Annotated in this window: 21 protein-coding genes and 1 other RNA gene; 16 read left to right on the top strand and 6 right to left on the bottom strand. The window is 62.8% G+C overall.

Annotated elements, in window-relative coordinates:
* Window positions 1–4: 4 nt before the first annotated feature.
* Both ACQY39_RS15100 and uvrB read right to left on the bottom strand, forming a co-directional pair.
* On the bottom strand, window positions 5–538 hold the full coding sequence (locus ACQY39_RS15100; protein WP_263517326.1) for a Fe-S cluster assembly transcription factor: 534 nt from the start codon (window positions 536–538) through the stop codon (window positions 5–7).
* Window positions 539–744: 206 nt separating this feature from the next.
* The gene (gene uvrB / locus ACQY39_RS15095) at window positions 745–2,838 is read right to left on the bottom strand and encodes an excinuclease ABC subunit UvrB (RefSeq protein WP_428507563.1); all 2,094 of its coding nucleotides are present in this window, start codon (window positions 2,836–2,838) and stop codon (window positions 745–747) included.
* A gap of 159 nt (window positions 2,839–2,997) precedes the next feature.
* Here uvrB and ACQY39_RS15090 point away from each other — a divergent pair, with 159 nt between their 5' ends.
* The 8 genes from ACQY39_RS15090 (at window position 2,998) to ACQY39_RS15055 (ending at window position 8,435) form a co-directional block, all read left to right on the top strand.
* Window positions 2,998–4,200, top strand: a complete 1,203-nt coding sequence (locus tag ACQY39_RS15090) for an amino acid aminotransferase (protein ID WP_428507561.1) — start codon at window positions 2,998–3,000, stop codon at window positions 4,198–4,200.
* A 232-nt stretch (window positions 4,201–4,432) separates the two neighbouring features.
* Window positions 4,433–5,743, top strand: coding sequence for a polyhydroxyalkanoate depolymerase (locus tag ACQY39_RS15085; RefSeq protein ID WP_428507559.1), 1,311 nt, complete (start codon window positions 4,433–4,435; stop codon window positions 5,741–5,743).
* A 17-nt stretch (window positions 5,744–5,760) separates the two neighbouring features.
* Window positions 5,761–6,426 (top strand): electron transport complex subunit RsxB, encoded by a 666-nt coding sequence (gene rsxB, locus ACQY39_RS15080; RefSeq protein ID WP_428510834.1) that lies wholly within the window; start codon window positions 5,761–5,763, stop codon window positions 6,424–6,426.
* A gap of 34 nt (window positions 6,427–6,460) precedes the next feature.
* Window positions 6,461–7,132: an endonuclease III gene (nth, locus tag ACQY39_RS15075; RefSeq protein ID WP_428507557.1), complete on the top strand. Its 672-nt coding sequence runs from the start codon at window positions 6,461–6,463 to the stop codon at window positions 7,130–7,132.
* 16 nt (window positions 7,133–7,148) lie between these two features.
* Entirely contained in the window at window positions 7,149–7,364 is a 216-nt protein-coding gene (gene zapB / locus ACQY39_RS15070) for a cell division protein ZapB (protein WP_263517331.1), read from the top strand.
* Complete coding sequence (locus ACQY39_RS15065) at window positions 7,361–7,678, top strand: cell division protein ZapA (protein ID WP_428507555.1); 318 nt, start codon at window positions 7,361–7,363, stop codon at window positions 7,676–7,678. Before zapB ends, ACQY39_RS15065 begins: the two co-directional genes overlap by 4 nt.
* Window positions 7,679–7,716: 38 nt before the next feature.
* Window positions 7,717–7,896: non-coding RNA, 6S RNA (ssrS, locus tag ACQY39_RS15060), on the top strand.
* A 71-nt stretch (window positions 7,897–7,967) separates the two neighbouring features.
* Entirely contained in the window at window positions 7,968–8,435 is a 468-nt protein-coding gene (locus ACQY39_RS15055) for an EVE domain-containing protein (protein WP_428507553.1), read from the top strand.
* 27 nt (window positions 8,436–8,462) lie between these two features.
* Here ACQY39_RS15055 and ACQY39_RS15050 read toward each other — a convergent pair whose 3' ends face one another.
* On the bottom strand, window positions 8,463–9,491 hold the full coding sequence (locus ACQY39_RS15050; RefSeq protein ID WP_428507551.1) for a GGDEF domain-containing protein: 1,029 nt from the start codon (window positions 9,489–9,491) through the stop codon (window positions 8,463–8,465).
* A gap of 327 nt (window positions 9,492–9,818) precedes the next feature.
* Here ACQY39_RS15050 and ACQY39_RS15045 point away from each other — a divergent pair, with 327 nt between their 5' ends.
* The 6 genes from ACQY39_RS15045 to ACQY39_RS15020 all read left to right on the top strand — a co-directional run bounded on the left by ACQY39_RS15045 (window position 9,819) and on the right by ACQY39_RS15020 (window position 15,440).
* Entirely contained in the window at window positions 9,819–11,045 is a 1,227-nt protein-coding gene (locus ACQY39_RS15045; RefSeq protein WP_428507549.1) for an NAD(P)/FAD-dependent oxidoreductase, read from the top strand.
* A 162-nt stretch (window positions 11,046–11,207) separates the two neighbouring features.
* Window positions 11,208–11,420, top strand: coding sequence for a 30S ribosomal protein S21 (rpsU, locus tag ACQY39_RS15040; RefSeq protein WP_007833691.1), 213 nt, complete (start codon window positions 11,208–11,210; stop codon window positions 11,418–11,420).
* A 179-nt stretch (window positions 11,421–11,599) separates the two neighbouring features.
* Window positions 11,600–12,046, top strand: coding sequence for a GatB/YqeY domain-containing protein (locus tag ACQY39_RS15035; RefSeq protein ID WP_428507546.1), 447 nt, complete (start codon window positions 11,600–11,602; stop codon window positions 12,044–12,046).
* A 20-nt stretch (window positions 12,047–12,066) separates the two neighbouring features.
* A complete protein-coding gene (locus ACQY39_RS15030; protein ID WP_428507544.1) occupies window positions 12,067–12,408 on the top strand; it encodes a TIGR01244 family sulfur transferase in 342 nt (113 codons plus the stop codon).
* A gap of 584 nt (window positions 12,409–12,992) precedes the next feature.
* Complete coding sequence (locus tag ACQY39_RS15025) at window positions 12,993–13,607, top strand: TRAP transporter small permease subunit (protein WP_428507542.1); 615 nt, start codon at window positions 12,993–12,995, stop codon at window positions 13,605–13,607.
* 9 nt (window positions 13,608–13,616) lie between these two features.
* Window positions 13,617–15,440: a TRAP transporter large permease gene (locus ACQY39_RS15020; protein WP_428507540.1), complete on the top strand. Its 1,824-nt coding sequence runs from the start codon at window positions 13,617–13,619 to the stop codon at window positions 15,438–15,440.
* Between the two features lie 149 nt (window positions 15,441–15,589).
* On the opposite strand, the gene ACQY39_RS15015 is transcribed toward ACQY39_RS15020, so the two are convergent.
* The gene (locus ACQY39_RS15015; protein WP_428507538.1) at window positions 15,590–16,669 is read right to left on the bottom strand and encodes a TRAP transporter substrate-binding protein; all 1,080 of its coding nucleotides are present in this window, start codon (window positions 16,667–16,669) and stop codon (window positions 15,590–15,592) included.
* A 209-nt stretch (window positions 16,670–16,878) separates the two neighbouring features.
* The gene (gene pmbA, locus ACQY39_RS15010; protein ID WP_428507536.1) at window positions 16,879–18,288 is read right to left on the bottom strand and encodes a metalloprotease PmbA; all 1,410 of its coding nucleotides are present in this window, start codon (window positions 18,286–18,288) and stop codon (window positions 16,879–16,881) included.
* A gap of 172 nt (window positions 18,289–18,460) precedes the next feature.
* Here pmbA and yjgA point away from each other — a divergent pair, with 172 nt between their 5' ends.
* Both yjgA and mog read left to right on the top strand, forming a co-directional pair.
* Window positions 18,461–19,030 (top strand): ribosome biogenesis factor YjgA, encoded by a 570-nt coding sequence (gene yjgA, locus ACQY39_RS15005; protein ID WP_428507534.1) that lies wholly within the window; start codon window positions 18,461–18,463, stop codon window positions 19,028–19,030.
* Window positions 19,031–19,038: 8 nt separating this feature from the next.
* Complete coding sequence (mog, locus tag ACQY39_RS15000; protein ID WP_428507532.1) at window positions 19,039–19,653, top strand: molybdopterin adenylyltransferase; 615 nt, start codon at window positions 19,039–19,041, stop codon at window positions 19,651–19,653.
* Window positions 19,654–19,657: 4 nt separating this feature from the next.
* On the opposite strand, the gene cysE is transcribed toward mog, so the two are convergent.
* Window positions 19,658–20,434 carry a serine O-acetyltransferase gene (gene cysE / locus ACQY39_RS14995; protein WP_428507530.1) on the bottom strand — a complete coding sequence of 259 codons (777 nt, stop codon included), beginning with the start codon at window positions 20,432–20,434 and terminating at the stop codon, window positions 19,658–19,660.
* Window positions 20,435–20,489 lie beyond the last annotated feature (55 nt).

Here is a 20,489-nt window from a genome sequence, read left to right as displayed (position 1 = left end):
AGTCTTACTTGGTAAAGGCGTTGCCGAGGGCGAAGACCGAATTCGGGGCGGTGATGCGAATAGGTTTGACCACCGGGGTCGATGAAATGGCGCGTTTCATCGGCGACTCTTCAATGGTGACGCCTTTGGAGAGCTGGTCTTCCACCAGCTTGCGCAGGGACACCGAATCGAGGTACTCGATCATCTTGGCGTTGAGACTGGTCCAGAGCTCGTGGGTGATGCAGCGGCCGGTGTCCTCGCCCATGCAGTTTTCCTTGCCGCCGCAGCCTGTGGCGTCGATGGGCTCGTCGACGGCCACGATGATGTCGGCCACCGTGATCTCACTGGACTTGCGGCCCAGCGAATAGCCGCCGCCCGGGCCGCGGGTGCTTTCCACCAGCTCATGGCGACGCAGCTTGCCGAACAACTGCTCCAAATAGGACAGCGAAATCTGCTGACGCTGGCTGATGGCCGCCAGCGCAACCGGGCCACCGTTTTCACGCAGGGCCAAGTCAATCATCGCTGTGACGGCAAACCGACCTTTGGTGGTGAGACGCATATCACTCTCCTTTGAGTCCGCAGAACCAGGTGCCAAGAGCGAAGCCCTGTGAGGCACTGGGGTCAGGGCCGGCCCGCTTGACGGGTTTACCCTTGACCAATTCCGACTATTTTACTCAATTACTGAGAGTCTTGCCGGGCGACCCCAAAACCAGAGATTCGGCAGGGCCTTGAGCCCCAGGGGCAGAGCTGCTCTGAGCGCCGCGGCTAAGCGATATTGTCGTGCACGACCGCGCCAAAGGCTTGCTCGCGCAGCTGGGCCAGCTGATCCCGCACGCGCGCCGCCTTCTCGAACTCCAGATTGCGGGCATGCTCCAGCATCTGCTTCTCGAGCAAGGCCATGCGCTTGCTGAGGTCCTTCTCGGACATCTGCTCCACCTCGGCCACCTGCAGCAGCTTCTGATCGTCCCGGCCACTCTTGTCGGAGTAAACGCCGTCGATCAAGTCCTTGATGCGCTTGTTGATGCTGCGCGGCGTGATGCCATTGGCCTCATTGAACGCCAGCTGCTTGCTGCGGCGGCGCTCGGTCTCGCCCATGGCCTTGCGCATCGATTCCGTCACCCGGTCGGCATACAGAATGGCCTTGCCGTTGAGGTTGCGCGCAGCACGGCCGATGGTCTGGATGAGGCTGCGCTCCGAGCGCAAAAAGCCCTCCTTGTCGGCATCCAGAATCGCCACCAGCGAGACCTCGGGAATGTCCAGCCCTTCACGCAGCAAGTTGATGCCAACCAGCACATCGAATGCTCCCAGGCGCAGGTCACGCAAGATCTCGACCCGCTCGACCGTGTCCACGTCGGAGTGCAGGTAGCGCACCTTGACGCCGTTGTCGCTCAAATAATCGGTCAGCTGTTCGGCCATGCGCTTGGTCAGGGTGGTGATCAAGACGCGGTCATTGACCTCCACTCGCAGGCGAATTTCCTGCAGCACATCGTCCACCTGATGGGTAGCCGGGCGCACCTCGACCAGGGGGTCGACCAAGCCGGTCGGTCGGACCACCTGCTCCACCACCTGCCCGGCATTCTGCTGTTCATAGGCCGCTGGTGTGGCGGACACGAACACGGCTTGGCGCATCTTGCGCTCGAACTCGTCGAACTTGAGCGGGCGGTTGTCCAGGGCCGAGGGCAGACGGAAGCCATACTCCACCAGCGTGGTCTTGCGCGCCCGGTCGCCGTTGTACATGCCGCCGAACTGGCCGATCAGCACATGGCTTTCGTCCAGAAACATCAGCGCATCGCTGGGCAGATAGTCCACCAAGGTCGGCGGCGGCTCGCCAGGCGCGGCGCCGGACAGGTGCCGGGTGTAGTTCTCGATGCCCTTGCAGTGCCCCACCTCCTGCAACATCTCCAGGTCGAAGCGGGTGCGCTGCTCCAAGCGCTGGGCCTCGACAAGCTTGCCTTCCTTGACAAAGAAACCCAGGCGCTCGCGCAGCTCCTCCTTGATGGTCTCCATAGCGCCCAGCACCTTTTCGCGCGGCGTGACGTAATGGCTGCTCGGATAGACGGTGAAGCGCGCGATCTTCTGACGGATCTTGCCGGTCAGCGGGTCGAAGAGCTGCAAGGTCTCAACCTCGTCATCGAAAAGCTCGATGCGCAGGGCCAGCTCCGAATGCTCGGCAGGAAAGACATCGATGGTGTCGCCACGCACGCGGAAGGCGCCGCGGCTGAATTCCACCTCATTGCGGGTGTACTGCATGCGAATCAGCTGGGCGATGACATCGCGCTGCCCCATCTTGTCGCCATTGCGCAGCGTCATCACCATCTGGTGGTAATCGCTCGGATTGCCGATGCCGTAGATGGCCGAAACAGACGCCACGATGATCACATCACGCCGCTCCATCAGGCTCTTGGTGGCGGAGAGGCGCAGTTGCTCGATGTGCTCATTGATGGCGCTGTCCTTCTCGATGAACAGATCGCGCTGCGGCACATAGGCTTCGGGCTGGTAGTAGTCGTAGTAGCTGACGAAATACTCGACCGCGTTGTTGGGAAAGAAATCGCGGAATTCGCTGTAAAGCTGGGCCGCCAGCGTCTTATTGGGCGCAAAGATGATGGCCGGGCGCCCCAGGCGGGCGATCACATTGGCCATGGTGAAGGTCTTGCCCGAGCCGGTCACGCCCAGCAGGGTCTGGTAGCTCAAGCCGTCGTTGATGCCCTCGATCAGCTGCGCAATCGCCGTCGGCTGGTCTCCTGCCGGTGGAAATGGCTGGAACAACTGGAACGGCGAGCCTTCGAAAGACACGAACTCACCCTTGGGCGCCTCAGCACCTTCGGCGATTTTGTCAATGAGGCGATCTGAATCTTGCATGTGCTGGAGCCGGGTCAGTAACAAGGAGAGAAGCGAAGGGCCCACCTAAAATCGCAAGGCTGGGCAACCCGCAAGGGTAGCGCAGGCCGAGCCGCAGCGCCGCAAGCCCCAGCGATTGCACTTTGTTGTTCATGCCACCGTCCTGTCAGGAAGCTTTCCATGTCCTTGTTTGCCGCCGTCGAAATGGCCCCCCGTGACCCCATCCTGGGCCTCAACGAACAATTCAATGCCGATCCGAACCCGGCAAAGGTGAATCTGGGCGTGGGTGTCTACTTTGACGAGAACGGGAAGCTGCCCCTGCTGAAATGCGTGGCCGAAGCCGAGCGCGCCATGCTGGCTGATCCCAAGGCCCGCGGCTACCTGCCCATCGACGGCATCGCCGCCTACGACAAGGCGGTGCAAGGCCTGGTCTTCGGCGCCGACAGCGCCGTGCTGGCCGACAAGCGCGTGGCCACCGTGCAAGCGATTGGCGGCACCGGCGGCCTGAAGATCGGCGCCGATTTCCTCAAGCGCCTGAACCCCGGCGCCCGCGTGCTGATCTCCGACCCATCCTGGGAAAACCACCGCGCCCTGTTCACCAACGCCGGATTCCAAGTTGAAACCTACCCCTACTTCGACGCCGCCAATCTCGGCGTCAACTTCGAAGGCATGCTCGCCGCACTGCAGGCGGCAACTGCCGGCACGGTCATCGTCCTGCACGCCTGCTGCCACAACCCAACCGGCTACGACCTGACACCGGCCCAGTGGAGCCAGGTGGTCGAAGCCGTGAAGGCCCGCGGCCTGGTCGCCTTCCTCGACATGGCCTACCAGGGCTTTGGCGAAGGCATTGCCGAAGACGGCGCCGTCATCCAGCAGTTTCTGGCCGCCGGACTCGACTTCTTCGTCTCGACCAGCTTCTCCAAGAGCTTCTCGCTCTACGGCGAGCGTGTCGGTGCGCTGAGCGTGGTCTGCGCTTCTGGCGAAGAAGCCGGCCGCGTGCTGAGCCAACTCAAGATCGTCATCCGCACGAATTACTCCAACCCACCGACCCACGGCGCCCAGGTTGTGGCCACCGTGCTGTCCAGCCCGGCCCTGCGCGCGCTGTGGGAAGAAGAATTGGCTGGCATGCGCCTGCGCATCCGCGCCATGCGCACAGCCCTGGTCGGCGCCCTGCGCGCCGCCGGTGTCGAGAAGGATCTGAGTTTCGTGATCCGCCAGAAGGGCATGTTCAGCTATTCGGGCCTGACTGCTGCGCAGATGCAGCGCCTGCGCAGCGAGTTCGGTATCTACGGCGTGGATTCGGGCCGCATCTGCGTGGCTGCGCTGAACGAGAAGAACCTGCCGGCCGTGGCGGCAGCCATGGCGGCGGTGCTGCGCGGCTGATGCCCGCAGCTGCCTGAGACGCTCGCAGAACGCCCCGTTTTGGGGCGTTCTGCGCACATTTTCGGGTTTGTTCGCTGCGAGCTGCCACGCTTTTCACCGCTAATAGCCGACCATGCCACTGTGCAGCCCGCAGTAAAATGCTGCACCGCACCATTGATTTCAGGCAAGATCGAGCTTCAGCAACCCCGCGCGGCGCCCCAGAGCCTTGCGCACCACGACCCGAGGCACACCCATGCTGTACCAGCTTTTTGAAACCCAACGCGCCCTGATGAGCCCGTTCTCGGAGTTCGCGGCAGCCTCTGCCAAGCTCTACAGCCATCCGCTGTCGCCGTTTTCCCATGCCCCCATGGCCCAGCGCGTCTCGGCCGGACTGGACCTGATGCACCGTTTGGCCAAGGACTACGAAAAGCCGGAATTCGGCATCCGCGGAGTCGAAGTGGACGGCGTGGAAGTGGCCGTGCAGGAACTGGTGCCCATCAACAAGCCCTTTTGCCGCCTCTTGCGCTTCAAGCGCTACACCGATGATCTGGCGGTGCTGAGCAAGATGAAAGACCAGCCGACGGTGCTGGTCGTCGCGCCCTTGTCTGGCCACCACAGCACCCTGCTTCGCGACACCGTCAAGCAGCTGCTCAAGGACCACAAGGTCTATATCACGGACTGGACGGACGCCCGCATGGTGCCGCTTGAAGTTGGTCCCTTCCACCTCGACGACTACATCGCCTATGTGCAGGAATTCATCCGCCACCTGGGCCCGGACTGCCATGTGATCTCGGTTTGCCAGCCCACCGTGCCGGTGCTGGCTGCCATCTCCTTGATGGCAAGCCTTGGCGAGACCACGCCGCGCAGCATGACCATGATGGGCGGCCCCATCGACGCCCGCAAGAGCCCGACCGCGGTCAACAACCTGGCCATGAACCGCAGTTTCAATTGGTTCGAGTCGAACGTGATCTACCGCGTGCCGACCAATTTCCCGGGTGCTGGCCGCGCGGTCTACCCTGGCTTCTTGCAGCACACCGGTTTTGTGGCCATGAACCCGGACCGCCACCTGAGCTCGCATTACGACTACTTCCTCGACCTGGTGCGCGGCGACGACGACGGCGCTGATTCGCACCGCCAGTTCTACGACGAGTACAACGCCGTCCTGGACATGCCGGCCGAGTACTACCTGGACACCATCAAGACCGTGTTCCAGGACTTTGCGCTGGTCAACGGAACCTGGAACGTCAAGGGTCAGCTGGTTCGCCCACAGGACATCCAAGGCACAGCCCTATTGACCGTGGAAGGCGAGTTGGACGACATCTCTGGCGCCGGACAGACCCGTGCCGCCCATGCGCTGTGCTCCGGCATCGCGCCAGAGCATCAGTACCACTACGATGCCGTCGGCGCCGGGCATTACGGCATCTTCTCCGGCCGCCGCTGGCGCGAGAAGGTCTACCCGGAAGTGCGCGACTTCATCGCCAAGTACGACCACGGCGAAGCCGCTGCCGAGGCCGAAGCTCAGGCAACCGTCAGCAAGGCACGCAAAGGCCGCGCCAAGACTTGAAGCGCTCGACTGAAGCCATGCCGGCCGTCGCCCTGACGCTGGCAGATCGAATCGATGCGGCCTTGCCGCAGACGCAGTGCACTCGCTGCGGCTATGTGGACTGCCGCGCCTACGCGCAGGCCGTGGCCTGCGGCGAGGCCGACATCAATCAATGCCCGCCCGGTGGCAGCGAAGGCGTGGCGCGTCTTGCTGCGCTGACGGGCCGGGCCACCCTGCCTCTGAGCGCAGACCATGGCCAGGAAGGGCCGCGGGCGCTGGCCGTCATCGACGAAGCCTGGTGCATCGGCTGCACCCTGTGCATCAAGGCCTGCCCGGTCGACTGCATCGTCGGCACACCCAAGCAAATGCACTTGATCGTGACCGAGCAATGCACGGGCTGCGAGCTCTGCGTGCCGGCCTGCCCGGTGGACTGCATCTCCATGAGCCCGGTCAGTGGCGAGCAAACCGGCTGGCAGGCTTGGAGCCCATTGCAGGCCGAAGCGGCGCGTGAGCGATATGGCTTTCACCAGTTCAAGGCCGAGCGTGAGCAGCGCGACAACGCCGCCCGCTTGCAGGCCAAGGCAGAAGCCAAGCTGGCTGACCTGGCTGCCGCGTCCAAGCTGACGGCACCCGACGATCTGGAGCGCAAGCGGGCTGTGATCCAAGCCGCTTTAGCGCGGGCACGAGCGCAGCGCCAGGCCTGAGTCACGCCTCGGCGGCCCGTGCACAATCGCGCCCATGAACGCGCAACAGATCCACGGCTTTTTCACCACCCTGCGCGCTGCCAACCCCAGCCCGCAGACCGAGCTGGAGTACAGCAGCGTGTTCGAGCTGCTGGCGGCCGTGCTGCTTTCAGCCCAGGCCACCGATGTCGGCGTCAACAAGGCCACCCGGCGCTTGTTCCCGGTCGCCAACACGCCGCAAAAAATCTTGTCGCTGGGCGAAGAAGGGCTGAGCGAATACATCCGCACCATCGGCCTCTACCGCAGCAAGGCGCGGCACCTGATCGCCACCTGCAAGATTTTGGTCGAGCAACATGGTGGCCAGGTTCCACGCACCCGCGATGCGCTCGAGGCCCTGCCGGGTGTCGGCCGCAAGACCGCCAATGTGGTGCTCAACGTTGCTTTTGGGGAGCCGACCATGGCGGTGGACACCCATTTATTCCGCCTCGGCAATCGCACCGGACTCGCACCGGGCAAGACGCCACTGGCTGTTGAACTCGGCCTGCTCAAGCGAATTCCTGCCGAGTTTCTGGTCGACGCACACCATTGGCTGATCCTGCATGGCCGCTATGTCTGCAAGGCGCGGGCGCCGCTGTGTGAAAGCTGCAGCGTGGCTTCGTTCTGCGACGAGGGCCGCCGCCTACAATCCCGGCTTGCCAAAGTAGGAACTGTTCCGAAAAAGCCCTAGGGAGCCACGGGAAACCATGCCAAGCCTCAACGACTTGATCGACCGCGTCGAGCGATTGCTCTTGCGCCATGAAGAGTTGAAGCGCACCAATGCGCTGCTTCAGGAGCAGGTTCAAGCGCTGAGCCAGGAGCGTGACAGCCAGCGTTCGCGCCTGAATGCCGCGCGCGCGCGCATTGATGCCTTGCTGGAACGCCTGCCCGTCGAAAGTGAATCCGGAAAGAATCATCCATGAAGCAGATGGAAGTGACCATCATGGGGCAGAGTTATCTGCTGGGCTGCCCCGAGGGTGGCGAAGCGGCGCTGAGCAAGGCCGTCAGCCAGGTCGACAAAGAAATGAGCGCCATTCGCGACGCCGGCCGCGTCAAGGCGCGCGAACGCATCGCCGTGCTGGCAGCGCTGAACCTGGCTTACCAACTGGCAGAAGACAAGCCGGTGCCCGGGGTTCGCGGCAAGGCTGCCGGTGCCGGTGACGCCGAACTACCCGACCTCGATGGCCTGATCCGCCGCCTCGATGAAGCCCTGGGTCACGACGGGCAATTGCTCTGATTTCATCCTCGGCTCTTCCCGGTCGCCGTAGAATGGCAACGTCCATCGCATTCGCGTGAGCTCTATATTTCCTTGAACCGATGCTCTTAGAGCTTGGGCTTGGAACATCGCCCGACTGGTGTGATCGTCTCGCGTCAGATGAACCCGAAGTTTGGCTGACCTTGCCCACCTGAATCCCCTGGGTTCAGGAATGCGGCTCACGGTTCGCGGTGGACACCTCATTCTTCCAATCGGCCCCTTGCGGGCCGATTTTCATTGCCGAACCAACCCTGTCGAGGCACTACAGACCATGAAGCATTGGTTGATGAAGTCCGAGCCCTCGGAATGCTCGATCGATGACTTGGCGCGTGCGCAAGATCAAACCCTGCCCTGGGTCGGCGTGCGCAACTACCAGGCGCGCAACTTCATGCGTGACGACATGGCGCCCGGGGACGGCGTGCTGTTCTACCACTCATCCTGCCCCAAGCCCAAACAGATCGGCATCGCCGGCTTGGCCCGGGTGGCCAGTCTGGCCTACCCGGACGCCACGCAGTTTGATCCGAGCAGCCCCTACTTTGACGCCAAATCCAAACCGGAGGCCGCGCGCTGGCTGAACGTCGACGTGCGCTTCGAGCGCAAGACCCGGCTCTTGAGCTTGGCCGATTTGCGTAAGCAGCCGGGCCTGGCCGGTATGCGTTTGCTGCAGGCGGGGAGCCGCCTCTCCATCACGCCAGTCAGCGCCGAGGAATGGGCGCTGATCAACGAGCTGCTGAGCTGAGCGCTGCAGCGGCAGGTTCAGGCTAACTCAGGCCCCGAACGGGATCGAAGCCAGCACCACCTGATTGCCGCCACGACGCTGAGCCTCATGGACGGCCGCCTCGCTGGCCGACCAGAGTTCTTCATGCTTGGATGCCGTGTGCGGGAAGCTGCTCACCCCCATGGACAAGGAGAGTCCCATGTCCTGCCCATTGAGCACGATGATCTGGGCCATGCATTGGCGGCGCAGCTGCTCCATACGGGCATGGGCCGTCGCCAGGCCCACGCCTGAAAGCAGCACGGCAAAGCGGCTGTGTCCAACACGGCAGGCGGCATCCATGGCGCGCGTGTTGGCGCGCAGCATGCGACCCATGCCTTCGAGCAAGCGCTGATTGGCCTCTTCGCCCAGGGCCTGCACGGCGGCCGGCGCCGGATCGAGCGCGATGATGACCAAAGCGAACTCACGGTGCTCGCGTGTGGACAGATCGATCTCGCGCAGAAGCTGATCATCGAACTGCGCCTGCAGATACAGGCCGGAAACTTCATCGCGGCCACTGCCCTGCTGCAGCTCACGTCGGATCTGTTCCAGCGCTTTTTGCTGCTGCTCCAGCTGCTGCAAGGCGCGCTGCAAGTGACTCTCGCGATGCCGCTCCTCGGTTCGCTCCTGCCACACGGACAAGACAAACTCGCTGCCCAACGCTGCACGGGTGACGGTGAACTCGCGACGTCGCCCACTCAGTTCCAGACGATGCTCGCTGACGGTGATGGTGCGTTGGGCCATCACGGCCTGCTCGACACGGCGCATGGCCACCACTTCTTCGGCACGCATCAAGTCGTTGTCGACGCTGCCGACCACCGAGCTTTCGCTGCGCTCGAACAGACGATCAAGCCCGGCACTGGCAAACACATAGCGACCGGTGGCCAGCGACTTGATCGCCGCCAGCAAACTCAGCGGCTCCACCAAGCCAAGCAAGGTGCCGCCCATCTCGCTCGCCAAGTCGGCATGCCCCGCCAGCCAATGGCCCAAGCTTCCCGGTGCTGCCGGCGGCGCGTCGTTCTGAGCGGCTGAATTGTTCATGCGTTCTCAATCATTCGGGATCCCCACGCAAAGCCTGGCTCCGTCCTCGGGCCTTTGCGCAAACGTTCAGGCACTGTAGATGGCTTCGAGTCAGCGAATCAAGCGCATCGCGGGCCGACAGGGGCGTTCCCCCTAACTTGGCAACAAGCTGCATGGTAGCGAAGTCGCGGGGAGCCGACCGAGGCCGGAGACAGGAAATTCTTCCGTTTGGCGCACTTCAGCTCCATATCGACGCGCGCCGGCAGGTTCTCAAGGGCGGCGACGATTGACTGCGGGACAATGCCAGCGCGCACAGCACCGTGCGGGCCACCCTCTCCCTTCCATTTCATGCATTTCGATCTGATCATCATCGGTGCCGGCGCAGCCGGGCTGTTCTGCGCCGGCCAGGCCGGCCAAGCCGGCCAGCGCGTGCTGCTCATCGATCACGCCGAGAAGGTGGCCGAGAAGATTCGAATATCCGGCGGCGGGCGCTGCAACTTCACCAACCGTGATGTCGGGCCTGGCAATTTCCTGTCGGACAACCCGGCTTTTTGTCGCTCAGCACTGGCCCGTTACAGCAGTCAGGACTTCATCGCGCTGGTGCAAAAGCACGGCATCGCCTTTCACGAGAAGCACAAGGGGCAGCTGTTCTGCGATGAATCCAGCGATCAGATCATCCAGATGCTGCTGAAGGAATGCACCGCCGGCGGCGTCACCCACTGGCAGCCTTGCAGCGTGCAGGACCTGCAGCTCAAGAACAACCCTGAATCCAATGCGCGGTTTGAGCTGCACACTTCGAGAGGCACCGTCACCGCGCGCTCGGTGGTGGTCGCCACCGGCGGCCTGCCCATCCCGAAGATCGGCGCCACCGACTGGGGTCTGCGCTTGGCCAAACGCCTGGGCCACGCCATCGTCGAGCCGCGTGCCGCGCTGGTTCCATTGACCTTTGATGAGCAAGTCTGGGCGCCATTTTCAGCACTGGCCGGCCTCTCCCTGCCGGTCGCAGTCAGCACCGGGCAGGGCAAAAACAAAGGGCGCTTCCTCGAGGACCTGCTATTCACCCATCGCGGCTTGAGCGGGCCCGCCATTCTTCAGATCTCCAGCTTCTGGGTCGAAGGTCAGCCCCTGCAGATCGATCTGGCTCCCGAACACAAGCTGCTGGCGCTGCTGCAGGCCGCCAAGAACGAATCCAAGCGTCAACTGGGCAATGAACTGTCCAGCCTGTTTCCTCAGCGCTTGGCCCTGGCCTGGCTGGAACGACTCGCATTGCCGGCGCAACGACCCATGCCCGAATGCAAGGACCGGGACCTGCAGACCCTGGCGCAGCAGTTGCAAGGCTGGCAGCTCAGCCCGAATGGCAGCGAAGGCTGGCGCAAGGCCGAGGTGATGCGGGGCGGCGTCGATACCCGTGAGCTCAATTCACAGAATATGGAGAGCAAACGCGTGCCCGGCCTGCACTTTATTGGCGAGGTTGTGGATGTCACCGGATGGCTGGGCGGCTACAACTTCCAATGGGCCTGGTCCAGTGCCGTCGCTTGCGCACGTTCTTTGAACAAGGATGATTCCACAGCTTGAAAATCAGGCTATAATCTTCGTCTTTGCTGGCAAACCCTGCGCGTCGATTCGCAACGCTTTCTGAAGCGGAATCCGGATAAGCCGTTTCAGACACTGAGTTCCAAATGTCTTGGACGAAGTACTTGGCGAACACCGAGCGCATATTGAAGGAACTACCTTTTCATGACCACGATTCGCGTCAAAGAGAACGAGCCGTTTGATGTGGCCCTGCGCCGTTTCAAGCGCACTATCGAAAAATTGGGCTTGCTGACTGATCTGCGCGCCCGCGAGTTCTACGAGAAGCCCACGGCTGAACGTAAGCGCAAGAAGGCAGCTGCCGTCAAGCGTCACTACAAGCGCGTTCGCAGCATGCAGCTGCCGAAGAAGCTGTACTGATCGCCTGATCGCCACGGCAGTTCTTCCAGAACAGCCGCTCGGCCGAAAAAACCCGCACAGGACGCTGTAGCGGGTTTTTTTTGATCTCGAACCTGCGCAAACGCAGGCACACTGCGCGCCGGGCATATTCGCCCCCCGTGCACCGGTTCCAACCTACTCCAAGACACCCAGGATTTGCCATGAGCTTGAAAGCCCGCATCACCGACGACATGAAGGCCGCCATGCGCGCCAAAGACAGCGAGCGCCTGATCACCGTTCGTGGTTTGCTCGCCGCCATCAAGCAAAAAGAGGTCGATGAGCGCGTGGAACTGGACGAAGCTGGCGTGATCGCCATCGTCGACAAGCTCATCAAGCAACGCAAAGACTCCATCAGCCAGTTCAACGCCGGCGGCCGCCCCGATCTGGCAGAAAAGGAGCAGGCTGAACTGTTGGTGCTGGAACCCTATCTGCCGCAGCGCATGTCCGCGGAAGAGGTAGGGGCCGCCGTTCAAGCCATCGTCGCGGAGCTGGGCGCCAAGGGTCCGGGCGATATGGGCAAGGTCATGGGCGCCGTCAAGACGCAGTTGGCGGGCAAGGCCGATATGGGCCTGGTGTCAGCCGCGGTCAAGCAGGCCTTGAGCCAGTGATGCCGGAGCGAGCACCTACCATGAGCCTGCCCACGCAAACCATCGCGCCCGATTTCTGCGTCTCGCCGCAGTTGCAGCCCGAGGCCATGGCCCTGGCGGCGCAAGCCGGTTTTCGAAGCGTGATCAACAACCGCCCCGATTTCGAAGGCGGCCCAGATCAACCGACCCATTCGCAAATTGAAGCGGCAGCGCGTGCTGCGGGCCTGGAGTACCGCCACCTGCCAGTCAGCGGCAGCTACCAGTCACCCGAAGAGATTGCGCAGTTCCATCAACTATTGAACAGCCTGCCCAAACCCATCCTGGCTTTTTGCCGCTCGGGTGCGCGCTCGACCCGACTCTATACTGCCGCCTCAGTGCTCTGAAGCGCTGCACACTCCGCACCACCAAGCCTGTGTCAACACAGGCTCTTTTTTTGGCTCATTGCCAAACTCCGGAGTAAGTAGTTGTCGTTTCGGCAGCCGCAGGCCAAGCGTTTGTTCTTGTTGATTTGCGCCTCCATGCCCCGACCGCTGAGCTCTGCGCGGCCTCGCAGCCGAAGCTCGGCGCCATGACCGAGGCAGGCGCACTCTCTTTCCTTTGCGTGATCGAGGACCGCCCCATCTGATAGCGCGACCCAGAGCCGCCCTAGCCTGCAGAATCACCATCACTGGCACCTCGTACGAGGAAGTCGCAGCCTTCGCCGAGCAGCCGGTCCACCCCTACCCAAGCCCATCCCGGTCCTTTCGCCGCTGCGGCGCGCGCAGCACCCAACCGTTCGAGGTCAAGCAACAGCTGTCCCGAGCCTGACACTGCGCGCCCAGTTGCCCAAGTATGTTGAAACTACTTACCGGGTAAGACCCCGGCGACGGCCACGGGCCTAACTCCTAGAATCCGCGCGGGCTACGTATCAGCCAGCAGCCTTGCTGGGCGGCACGCTGCAAATGTTTTCAAGCGTTTAGGAGTTACCGTGCAATTCCTTCTGGGTCTGTCACGAGCCATCGATCGGCTCAGTGAATGGGTTGGCCAGTTCGTTCGATGGCTGGTGTTGGCTGCCGTCTTGATCAGCGCGGGTAACGCGATCATGCGCAAGGCTTTCGACATCAGTTCGAACGCCTATCTGGAGGTTCAGTGGTATCTCTTTGCTGGCGTCTTCATGCTGGGTGCGGGCTATGTATTCCTCAAGAACGCGCACGTGCGCATTGACTTCATCTCCTCGCGCCTGTCCTTGCGCACCAACACCATCATCGACATCCTGGGCATCGTGCTGGTCATCTTCCCCTTGTGCTGGATGTTGATCGAGCTGAGCTGGCCGCTGTTCCATGGCGCATGGATCTCGGGCGAAACCAGCTCCAATGCTGGCGGTCTGATCCGCTGGCCCGTGCTCCTGCTGATGCCCGTCGGATTCGCACTGCTGGTACTGCAAAGCGGCTCGGAGCTGATCAAACGTATCGCCTACCTGACCGGCCACCGCAGCGAACCCTTCCCTGTCGAGCAGGAGAAAACTGCCGAAGAATTGCTTCTGGAGGAACTGCAGGCGCAGGCCGCCATCGAGGAAGCTTCGAAACAGTCCCAAGCTCGCTGAGGCCACAAGATGACTGCATTGATCGCTGAAAACTTTGTGCCGCTCTTGTTTGTCGGCCTCTTCGTCTTCTTGCTGCTGGGCATTCCCGTGGCCTTCGGCCTTGCCGCCACGGGCCTACTCTTCGGATTCATCGGTATTGAGGTCGGGCTTTTCCCGGCCAATATGTTCGGCGCCCTGCCCCTGCGGGTGTTCGGCATCATGTCGAACGACACGCTGTTGGCCATTCCCTTCTTCACCCTGATGGGCATCACCCTTGAGAGATCGGGGATGGCCGAAGACCTGCTGGAGACCGTGGGCCAGGTGTTCGGCCCCTTGCGTGGCGGCCTGGCCATCGCGGTGATTCTGGTAGGAGCCCTGCTGGCCGCGACCACCGGCGTGGTGGCTGCGGCCGTGATTTCCATGGGGCTGATCTCCTTGCCCATCATGCTGCGCTACGGCTACAACCGTACCATCGCCACCGGCGCCATCACGGCGTCCGGCACGCTCGCGCAGGCCATTCCGCCATCGCTGGTGCTGATTGTGCTGGCCGACCAACTGGGTCGTTCGGTGGGCGATATGTATGCCGGTGCCCTGCTGCCGGGCCTGCTGCTGGTGGGGCTTTACCTGCTCTTCATCGTGGCCGTCGCCTTCATCAAGCCCACCTGGGTGCCCGCCCTGCCGCCGGAAGCCCGCATCTACCGCGAAAGCAACGGTGCCAGCGGGCACAAGTCCCTGCTGCTGCTGCTGCTGATCGCTGGCGCTGCTGGCTGGCTGTGGTCCGGCATGCACGACGACATGCTCAAGAAGCTGATCGAGCGCCCCAACCCGGCGCCGAATGATGAGATTTTCATCTCATCGATGACCGTAGCTTCTTTCCTTGCGCTGGGTCTGGCCTTGATCAACAAGGTGTTGCGCTTGGGCCTGTTGTCCAAGCTGGCCGAGCGCGTGACCTTTGTGCTGATCCCGCCCCTGGTGCTGATCTTCCTGGTGCTGGGCACCATCTTCCTGGGTGTGGCCACGCCCACCGAGGGCGGGGCCATGGGTGCCATGGGCGCTCTGCTGATGGCCCTGGCGCGTCGACGCATGTCCCTCAAGACCTTGAACCAGGCCTTGGACAGCACGGCACGTCTGTCCTGCTTCGTGCTCTTCATCCTGATCGGCTCCACGGTCTTCAGCTTCACCTTCAATGCGGCCGACGGTCACTTCTGGGTGGAACACCTGTTCAAGTCACTGCCCGGTGGCGCGCTCGGCTTCCTGATCGTGGTCAACATCCTGGTCTTTGTGCTGGGCATGTTCATCGACTTCTTCGAGATCGCCTTCATCGTGATTCCGATGATTGCACCCGTGGCTGAGAAGCTATTGCCTGCCCTGCTGCCCGGCGTACCCGCCGATGCAGTGATGATCTGGTTCGGCGTGATCATCGCGATGAATCTCCAGACCTCTTTCCTGACCCCGCCCTTTGGTTTTGCGCTCTTCTATCTGCGCAGCGTGGCACCCAAGAAGGACTACAAGGACCGCATCACGGCCAAGACCATTCCGGCCGTCACCACCGCTCAGATCTACAAGGGCTCCATCGCCTTCATCATCTTGCAACTCATCATGGTGGCCGTCATCATCGCCAAGCCCGAGCTGGTGATCGGTGGCATCGCCAAGACCGAGAAGCTCAACGATGCAGCCGTGCTGGAGCAGTTGCAAGGCATGGGAGGCCGAGAGGAGCGCCCAGACGACGCACAGCCCGCGAGCGAGGCTGCCAGCGATCCGCTGGCCCCGGCACCGGCCGCCAGTGAAGCGTTCGATCCCATGGCGGGCCTGTTGGAAGCCGTCAAGAAGGACGCCAGCGCCGAGAAGAAGTAGCAAGCGCTACACAGGTGTGGCGCTCAAGCCGCCACACCCAGCCCCAGCCAAAACTTCAGCGAGGCTTTGCCAGCACGAAAAAGGCCCCGCAATGCGGGGCCTTGTTGTGCGTGCCAATCCACCGTTGAAGGTGGATTGAACAGCCAGATTCAGAGCTTTTGCTGCTGCATAAAGTCGTCAAAGCCGGCTTCAGCGAAGCGGAACCAAAGGTTGGAGTCGCGGCGGAAGACGGCGTAGTCGTCGTAGATCTTCTTCCAGGCCGGGTTCTTGCCGCTCAGCTCAGCATAGGTCGCCATGGACTCCTTGAAGGCGGCGTCCAGCATGTCCTTGGGGAAGCGGAACAGCTTGGTGCCACCAGCGACCAGCTTCTTCAAAGCCGCCGGGTTGCGGGCGTCATAGCGGGCCTGCATGGTCACGGCTGCTTCCATGGAAGCAGCTTCGATCATGGCCTTGTACTCGGGTGACAGAGCGTTGTAGGCCTTGGTGTTGATGTAGAAATCCAGCTGAGGGCCGCCTTCCCAAAAGCCGGGATAGCCGTAGAACGGCGCGACCTTGTTGAAGCCCAGCTTCTCGTCGTCATACGGGCCCACCCACTCGGCCGCATCGATCGTGCCCTTCTCAAGGGCTTGATAGATTTCGCCACCAGGGATGCTCTGGGCCACACCGCCCAGGCGATTGAAGATCACGCCGCTGAAGCCGCCGGTACGGAATTTCAGGCCCTTGATGTCGGCGAGGGACTTGATCTCCTTGCGCCACCAGCCGCCCATCTGGGCTCCGGTATTGCCACCCGCGAAGTTGATGATGTTGTAGTTCGCATAGAACTCGCGCATCAGCTTCAGCCCGTTGCCTTCGACCATCCAGGCGCTCATCTGACGGCTGTTCAAACCGAAGGGAATGGCGCAGCCCAGCGCGAACGTCGGATCCTTGCCGAAGTAGTAGTACGGCGCGGTGTGAGCCATCTCGACCGTGCCATTCTGCAGCGCATCAACCTGATTAAAGCCGGGTACCAGTTCGCCGGAAGGATGGACCGAAATCTGGAACTTGCCGCCACTCATGTCGTTGATGGACTTGGCGAAAGTGTCGGCCGCACCGTAAATGGTGTCCAGCGCCTTGGGGAAGGCGGAAGTCAAGCGCCAGCGGATGGCGGCTTGAGCATGCACCGCCGGCGCTACGCCAGCAGCCAGCACGCCAGCCAGGCCTGCCGAACGAACAAAGGAACGACGTTCCATGAAATGTCTCCTCAGTGATTGAAGGGTCGAAGCCCGCTTGATTCTAGGAGTCACGATCCGCCCATATCGGGGGGATAAACCCCTGCGAAACAGGCTCGCGGTCTGCGCAGTTCAAGTGGCAAACAAGCCTAGCAGAGCGCCCCACAACGTGGCTTTCGAGAAACTGACACCAAGGGCATTTGCGCCCAGCCGTTTGCTTCGCCCCGGCTTCAGCTGCCGGCCAATTTCATGCGCGAAATCAGCACCGAACCGAGGGTCTTGCCACCCATGGTGTAGCGGTCGGTGCCAATGCCGATGATGTCCTGGAACATGGTCTTGAGGTTGCCCGCAATCGTCACTTCATGGACTGGGAAGGCCAGCTCACCGTTCTCGACCCAATAGCCACTGGCGCCGCGCGAATAGTCGCCGGTGACCGAGTTCACGCCCTGCCCCATCAACTCGGTCACGAACAGGCCCGTACCGAGCCGGCGCAACATGGTGCGCAGATCATCGCCAGGCGCTGTCAGGCGGCTGCTCATCAGCAGATTGTGCGAACCGCCCGCATGGCCTGTGGTTCGCATGCCGAGCTTGCGGGCCGAATAGGTGGACAAGAAGTAGCCTTGCAGCACACCAGCCTCCACCACCGAGCGCGCGCGTGTCGCCACGCCTTCGTCGTCAAAGGGCGAGCTGCCCTTGCCCTTGACCTGATGCGGGTCCTCGCTGATGTCGATGTGCGAAGCCAGCACGCTCTGGCCGAGGCTGTCGAGCAAAAAGCTGGCGCGGCGGTAGAGCGCGCCGCCGCTGACGGCCTGAACCAAGGCGCCAAGCAGACCGGCCGCCACCGTGCTTTCAAACAGCACCGGGACCTCGGCGGTACCGACCTTGCGGGCCTTCAAGCGCGACAAAGCACGCTCCGCCGCATAACGACCAATCGCCTCGGGCGAAGCCAGGTCCTGCGCATCGCGCATGGAGCTGTACCACGCATCACGCTGCATCTGCGCGCCACGGCCGGCAATTGGTGCCACCGAGATCGAATGGCGCGAGCTGGCATAGCCACCGCGGAAACCACGGCTGTTGCCCATGAAGAAATGCGACTGCTGGGCGGACACGGCCGCGCCCTCGCTGTTGGCGATGCGCTTGTCGGTGGCAAACGCCGCGTCCTCGCAACGCAGGGCGATGGCCGCTGCCGCCTGCGCATCAATGGCCCAGGGGTGGAACAGATCCAGATCCGGCCGCTGACCGGCATCGAGCGACAGGTCTTGCGCGTCAGGCAGACCGGCCACCGGGTCCTCGGCCGTGAAGCGGGCAATGTCGAAGGCGGCACGCACCGTGTCCTGCAGGGCCTTGGGCGAGAAATCCGAGGTGCTGGCATTGCCGCGGCGCTGTCCCAGATACACCGAGATGCCGAGCGACTTGTCGCGATTGCGTTCCACGTTCTCCAACTGCCCCATGCGGGTGGAGACGGAAAGGCCGCAGCCCTCCGAAACCTCGGCACCGGCATCGCTGGCGCCCAGGCGTTTGGCTTCGGCAAGCACGTCTTCGATCAGCTGCTCGAACTGGTCGACCCGGTACGCGAAGCCGCTGCTGGAGCTCAGGACGGCTTGGGCAGGGGAGGAAGAGGACGGTGCAGATTGGGTCATGGATGGCATCAAAACAAGAGATGGAGCCCGGCCCTCGCGAGCCCGTGCAGCTGACAAGGGAGCGCTCAAACCGGGGGTTCAGAACTGGGGGACAATCATACGAGTCGCAGCGCCTTGCTGCCCGGCGTCGCCTGACAGGCCTTGCCCCAACTCTTTCCGCCCAAGAACGACCATGAGAACACAAGAAGATCTGCCCGAAGACGACGACGACTTCGACCGCCCCAGCAAAAGCCAGCTGAAGCGTGAGAGCCATGATCTGCAAGGTCTGGGTGAAGACTTGATGACCTTGCCCGCCAGCCGCCTGGAACCGCTGAACCTGCCCGAGATCCTGCTGGACGCCTTGCGCATGGCCAAGAAGATCACTGCCCACGAAGGGCGGCGTCGGCAGATGCAATACATCGGCAAGCTGATGCGCCGGGTCGACCCGGCGCCGCTGCGCGAGGCGGTGGCAGCTTACAAGCTCGGCCATGCCAAGGACAGCTTGGCCCTGCACGAGAGCGAAGCCTGGCGCGAGCGCCTGCTGGCCGACGACGCGGCACTGCAGAGTTTCATCGCCGAGCACGCCGGCATTGACGTGCAGCAGTTGCGCAGCCTCGTGCGTGCCGCCCGCAAGGACGCCGCAGCTGCGCCCGAGCAGCGCAGCGGTCGCGCCTTCCGCGATCTGTTCCAGTTCATCAAGACCGAGCGCCTGCGCGTCAACCCGGCCGCTGAAGGCGGGGCTGCGGAGGACGAAGAAGAATGAGCGCAGGCTTGCCCCTTCCCCTGCCGCTAGCACCCACGCCCGAGCCGGTTCGCATCGGCATCGTCTCGATCAGCGACCGCGCCTCCAGCGGTGTGTATGAAGACAAGGGCTTGCCGGCCCTGCAAAGCTGGCTGAGCGCGGCGCTGCACAACCCGATCGAGTTCGTCGCACGCCTGATCCCCGATGAGCGCCCGCTGATCGCCCAGACCCTGCGCGAGCTGGTGGACGAGGCGCACTGCGAGCTGGTGCTGACGACCGGCGGCACCGGCCCGGCGCTGCGCGATGTCACCCCGGAAGCGACGCTGGACGTGGCCGACAAGGAAATGCCCGGCTTCGGCGAACAGATGCGCCAGATCTCGCTGCGCTTTGTGCCCACGGCCATCCTCTCGCGCCAGGTCGCGGTGATCCGCGGCCGCGCCCTGATCATCAATTTGCCGGGCCAGCCCAAGGCGATTGCCGAGACACTGGAAGGCTTGAAGGATGCCGAAGGCCGTGCCCTGGTGCCAGGCATTTTTGCCGCCGTGCCCTATTGCCTGGACTTGATCGACGGCCCCTACCTGGAAACTCGCGACGAGATCTGCAAGGGCTTCCGGCCCAAGACCGCCGTACGAACGCGAGCCTGAGGCCTCACTTCACCAGCTGATTGAGCGAGGCCGCATCGAAAGCCTCACACTGCTGGGCATCGGCCGGCACGCAGTCGCCCACCTGGGTTTTGGACGCGGCTGAGAGTTTGCAGACCGCCTGCCAGAGCAGCGCGATCTGATGCTCATGACTGGCCGCGTTGTCGATCAGGCCGCGCATGGCCTGGGTCACTGGGTCATCGCCCTGACTGATGCCATAGGCAGAGAACCCCATCTTGGCGGCCTGCTCCTCGCGCTTGGCATCGGCCTGGGCTTCGATGATGCGAGCCGGGTTGCCGACTGCCGTGGCATTGGCCGGCACCGGGCGTGTGACCACCGCGCCCGAGCCAATGCGCGCGCCAGCCCCGACGGTGAAGCCACCCAGCACGCAGGCATGGGCACCAACGATGACGCCGGCTTCCAAGGTCGGATGGCGCTTGGCGCCCTTGACCAGAGAAGTCCCACCCAAAGTCACACCTTGATAGATGGTGCATCCCTCGCCAATCTCGGCCATCTCGCCGATGACGATGCCCATGCCGTGGTCGATGAAGACACGCCGGGCGATGGTGGCGCCCGGGTGAATTTCAATGCCGGTCAAGAATCGACCCAGGTGCGAGATGAAGCGCCCGGTCCAGCGCAGGCCGTGGCGCCAGCACCAGTTGGCACGTCGGTGCATCCACAAGGCATGCAGGCCCGGGTAACAGGTCAGCACCTCCCAGGTCGAACGGGCGGCGGGATCGCGCTCAAGAATGCAGGCGATGTCTTCGCGTAGGCGCTGAAACATGAAGGGCTGTGACTCGAAAGAAACCAGGGTCGACCAGTTTAGCGGCGACTGAGTT

Origin of the sequence: Roseateles sp. (assembly GCF_965262435.1) — a bacterium.
Classification (GTDB): domain Bacteria; phylum Pseudomonadota; class Gammaproteobacteria; order Burkholderiales; family Burkholderiaceae_C; genus Paucibacter_A.
This window is presented reverse-complemented; position numbering and strand designations above follow the sequence as displayed.

What these genes read in the sequence shown, in the direction of transcription:
- ACQY39_RS15100 (WP_263517326.1), bottom strand. Translation starts at nt 538, where the DNA reads ATGCGTCTCACCACCAAAGGTCGGTTTGCCGTCACAGCGATGATTGAC.
- uvrB (WP_428507563.1), bottom strand. Translation starts at nt 2,838, where the DNA reads ATGCAAGATTCAGATCGCCTCATTGACAAAATCGCCGAAGGTGCTGAG.
- ACQY39_RS15090 (WP_428507561.1), top strand. Translation starts at nt 2,998, where the DNA reads ATGTCCTTGTTTGCCGCCGTCGAAATGGCCCCCCGTGACCCCATCCTG.
- ACQY39_RS15085 (WP_428507559.1), top strand. Translation starts at nt 4,433, where the DNA reads ATGCTGTACCAGCTTTTTGAAACCCAACGCGCCCTGATGAGCCCGTTC.
- rsxB (WP_428510834.1), top strand. Translation starts at nt 5,761, where the DNA reads ATGCCGGCCGTCGCCCTGACGCTGGCAGATCGAATCGATGCGGCCTTG.
- nth (WP_428507557.1), top strand. Translation starts at nt 6,461, where the DNA reads ATGAACGCGCAACAGATCCACGGCTTTTTCACCACCCTGCGCGCTGCC.
- zapB (WP_263517331.1), top strand. Translation starts at nt 7,149, where the DNA reads ATGCCAAGCCTCAACGACTTGATCGACCGCGTCGAGCGATTGCTCTTG.
- ACQY39_RS15065 (WP_428507555.1), top strand. Translation starts at nt 7,361, where the DNA reads ATGAAGCAGATGGAAGTGACCATCATGGGGCAGAGTTATCTGCTGGGC.
- ACQY39_RS15055 (WP_428507553.1), top strand. Translation starts at nt 7,968, where the DNA reads ATGAAGCATTGGTTGATGAAGTCCGAGCCCTCGGAATGCTCGATCGAT.
- ACQY39_RS15050 (WP_428507551.1), bottom strand. Translation starts at nt 9,491, where the DNA reads ATGAACAATTCAGCCGCTCAGAACGACGCGCCGCCGGCAGCACCGGGA.
- ACQY39_RS15045 (WP_428507549.1), top strand. Translation starts at nt 9,819, where the DNA reads ATGCATTTCGATCTGATCATCATCGGTGCCGGCGCAGCCGGGCTGTTC.
- rpsU (WP_007833691.1), top strand. Translation starts at nt 11,208, where the DNA reads ATGACCACGATTCGCGTCAAAGAGAACGAGCCGTTTGATGTGGCCCTG.
- ACQY39_RS15035 (WP_428507546.1), top strand. Translation starts at nt 11,600, where the DNA reads ATGAGCTTGAAAGCCCGCATCACCGACGACATGAAGGCCGCCATGCGC.
- ACQY39_RS15030 (WP_428507544.1), top strand. Translation starts at nt 12,067, where the DNA reads ATGAGCCTGCCCACGCAAACCATCGCGCCCGATTTCTGCGTCTCGCCG.
- ACQY39_RS15020 (WP_428507540.1), top strand. Translation starts at nt 13,617, where the DNA reads ATGACTGCATTGATCGCTGAAAACTTTGTGCCGCTCTTGTTTGTCGGC.
- ACQY39_RS15015 (WP_428507538.1), bottom strand. Translation starts at nt 16,669, where the DNA reads ATGGAACGTCGTTCCTTTGTTCGTTCGGCAGGCCTGGCTGGCGTGCTG.
- pmbA (WP_428507536.1), bottom strand. Translation starts at nt 18,288, where the DNA reads ATGACCCAATCTGCACCGTCCTCTTCCTCCCCTGCCCAAGCCGTCCTG.
- yjgA (WP_428507534.1), top strand. Translation starts at nt 18,461, where the DNA reads ATGAGAACACAAGAAGATCTGCCCGAAGACGACGACGACTTCGACCGC.
- cysE (WP_428507530.1), bottom strand. Translation starts at nt 20,434, where the DNA reads ATGTTTCAGCGCCTACGCGAAGACATCGCCTGCATTCTTGAGCGCGAT.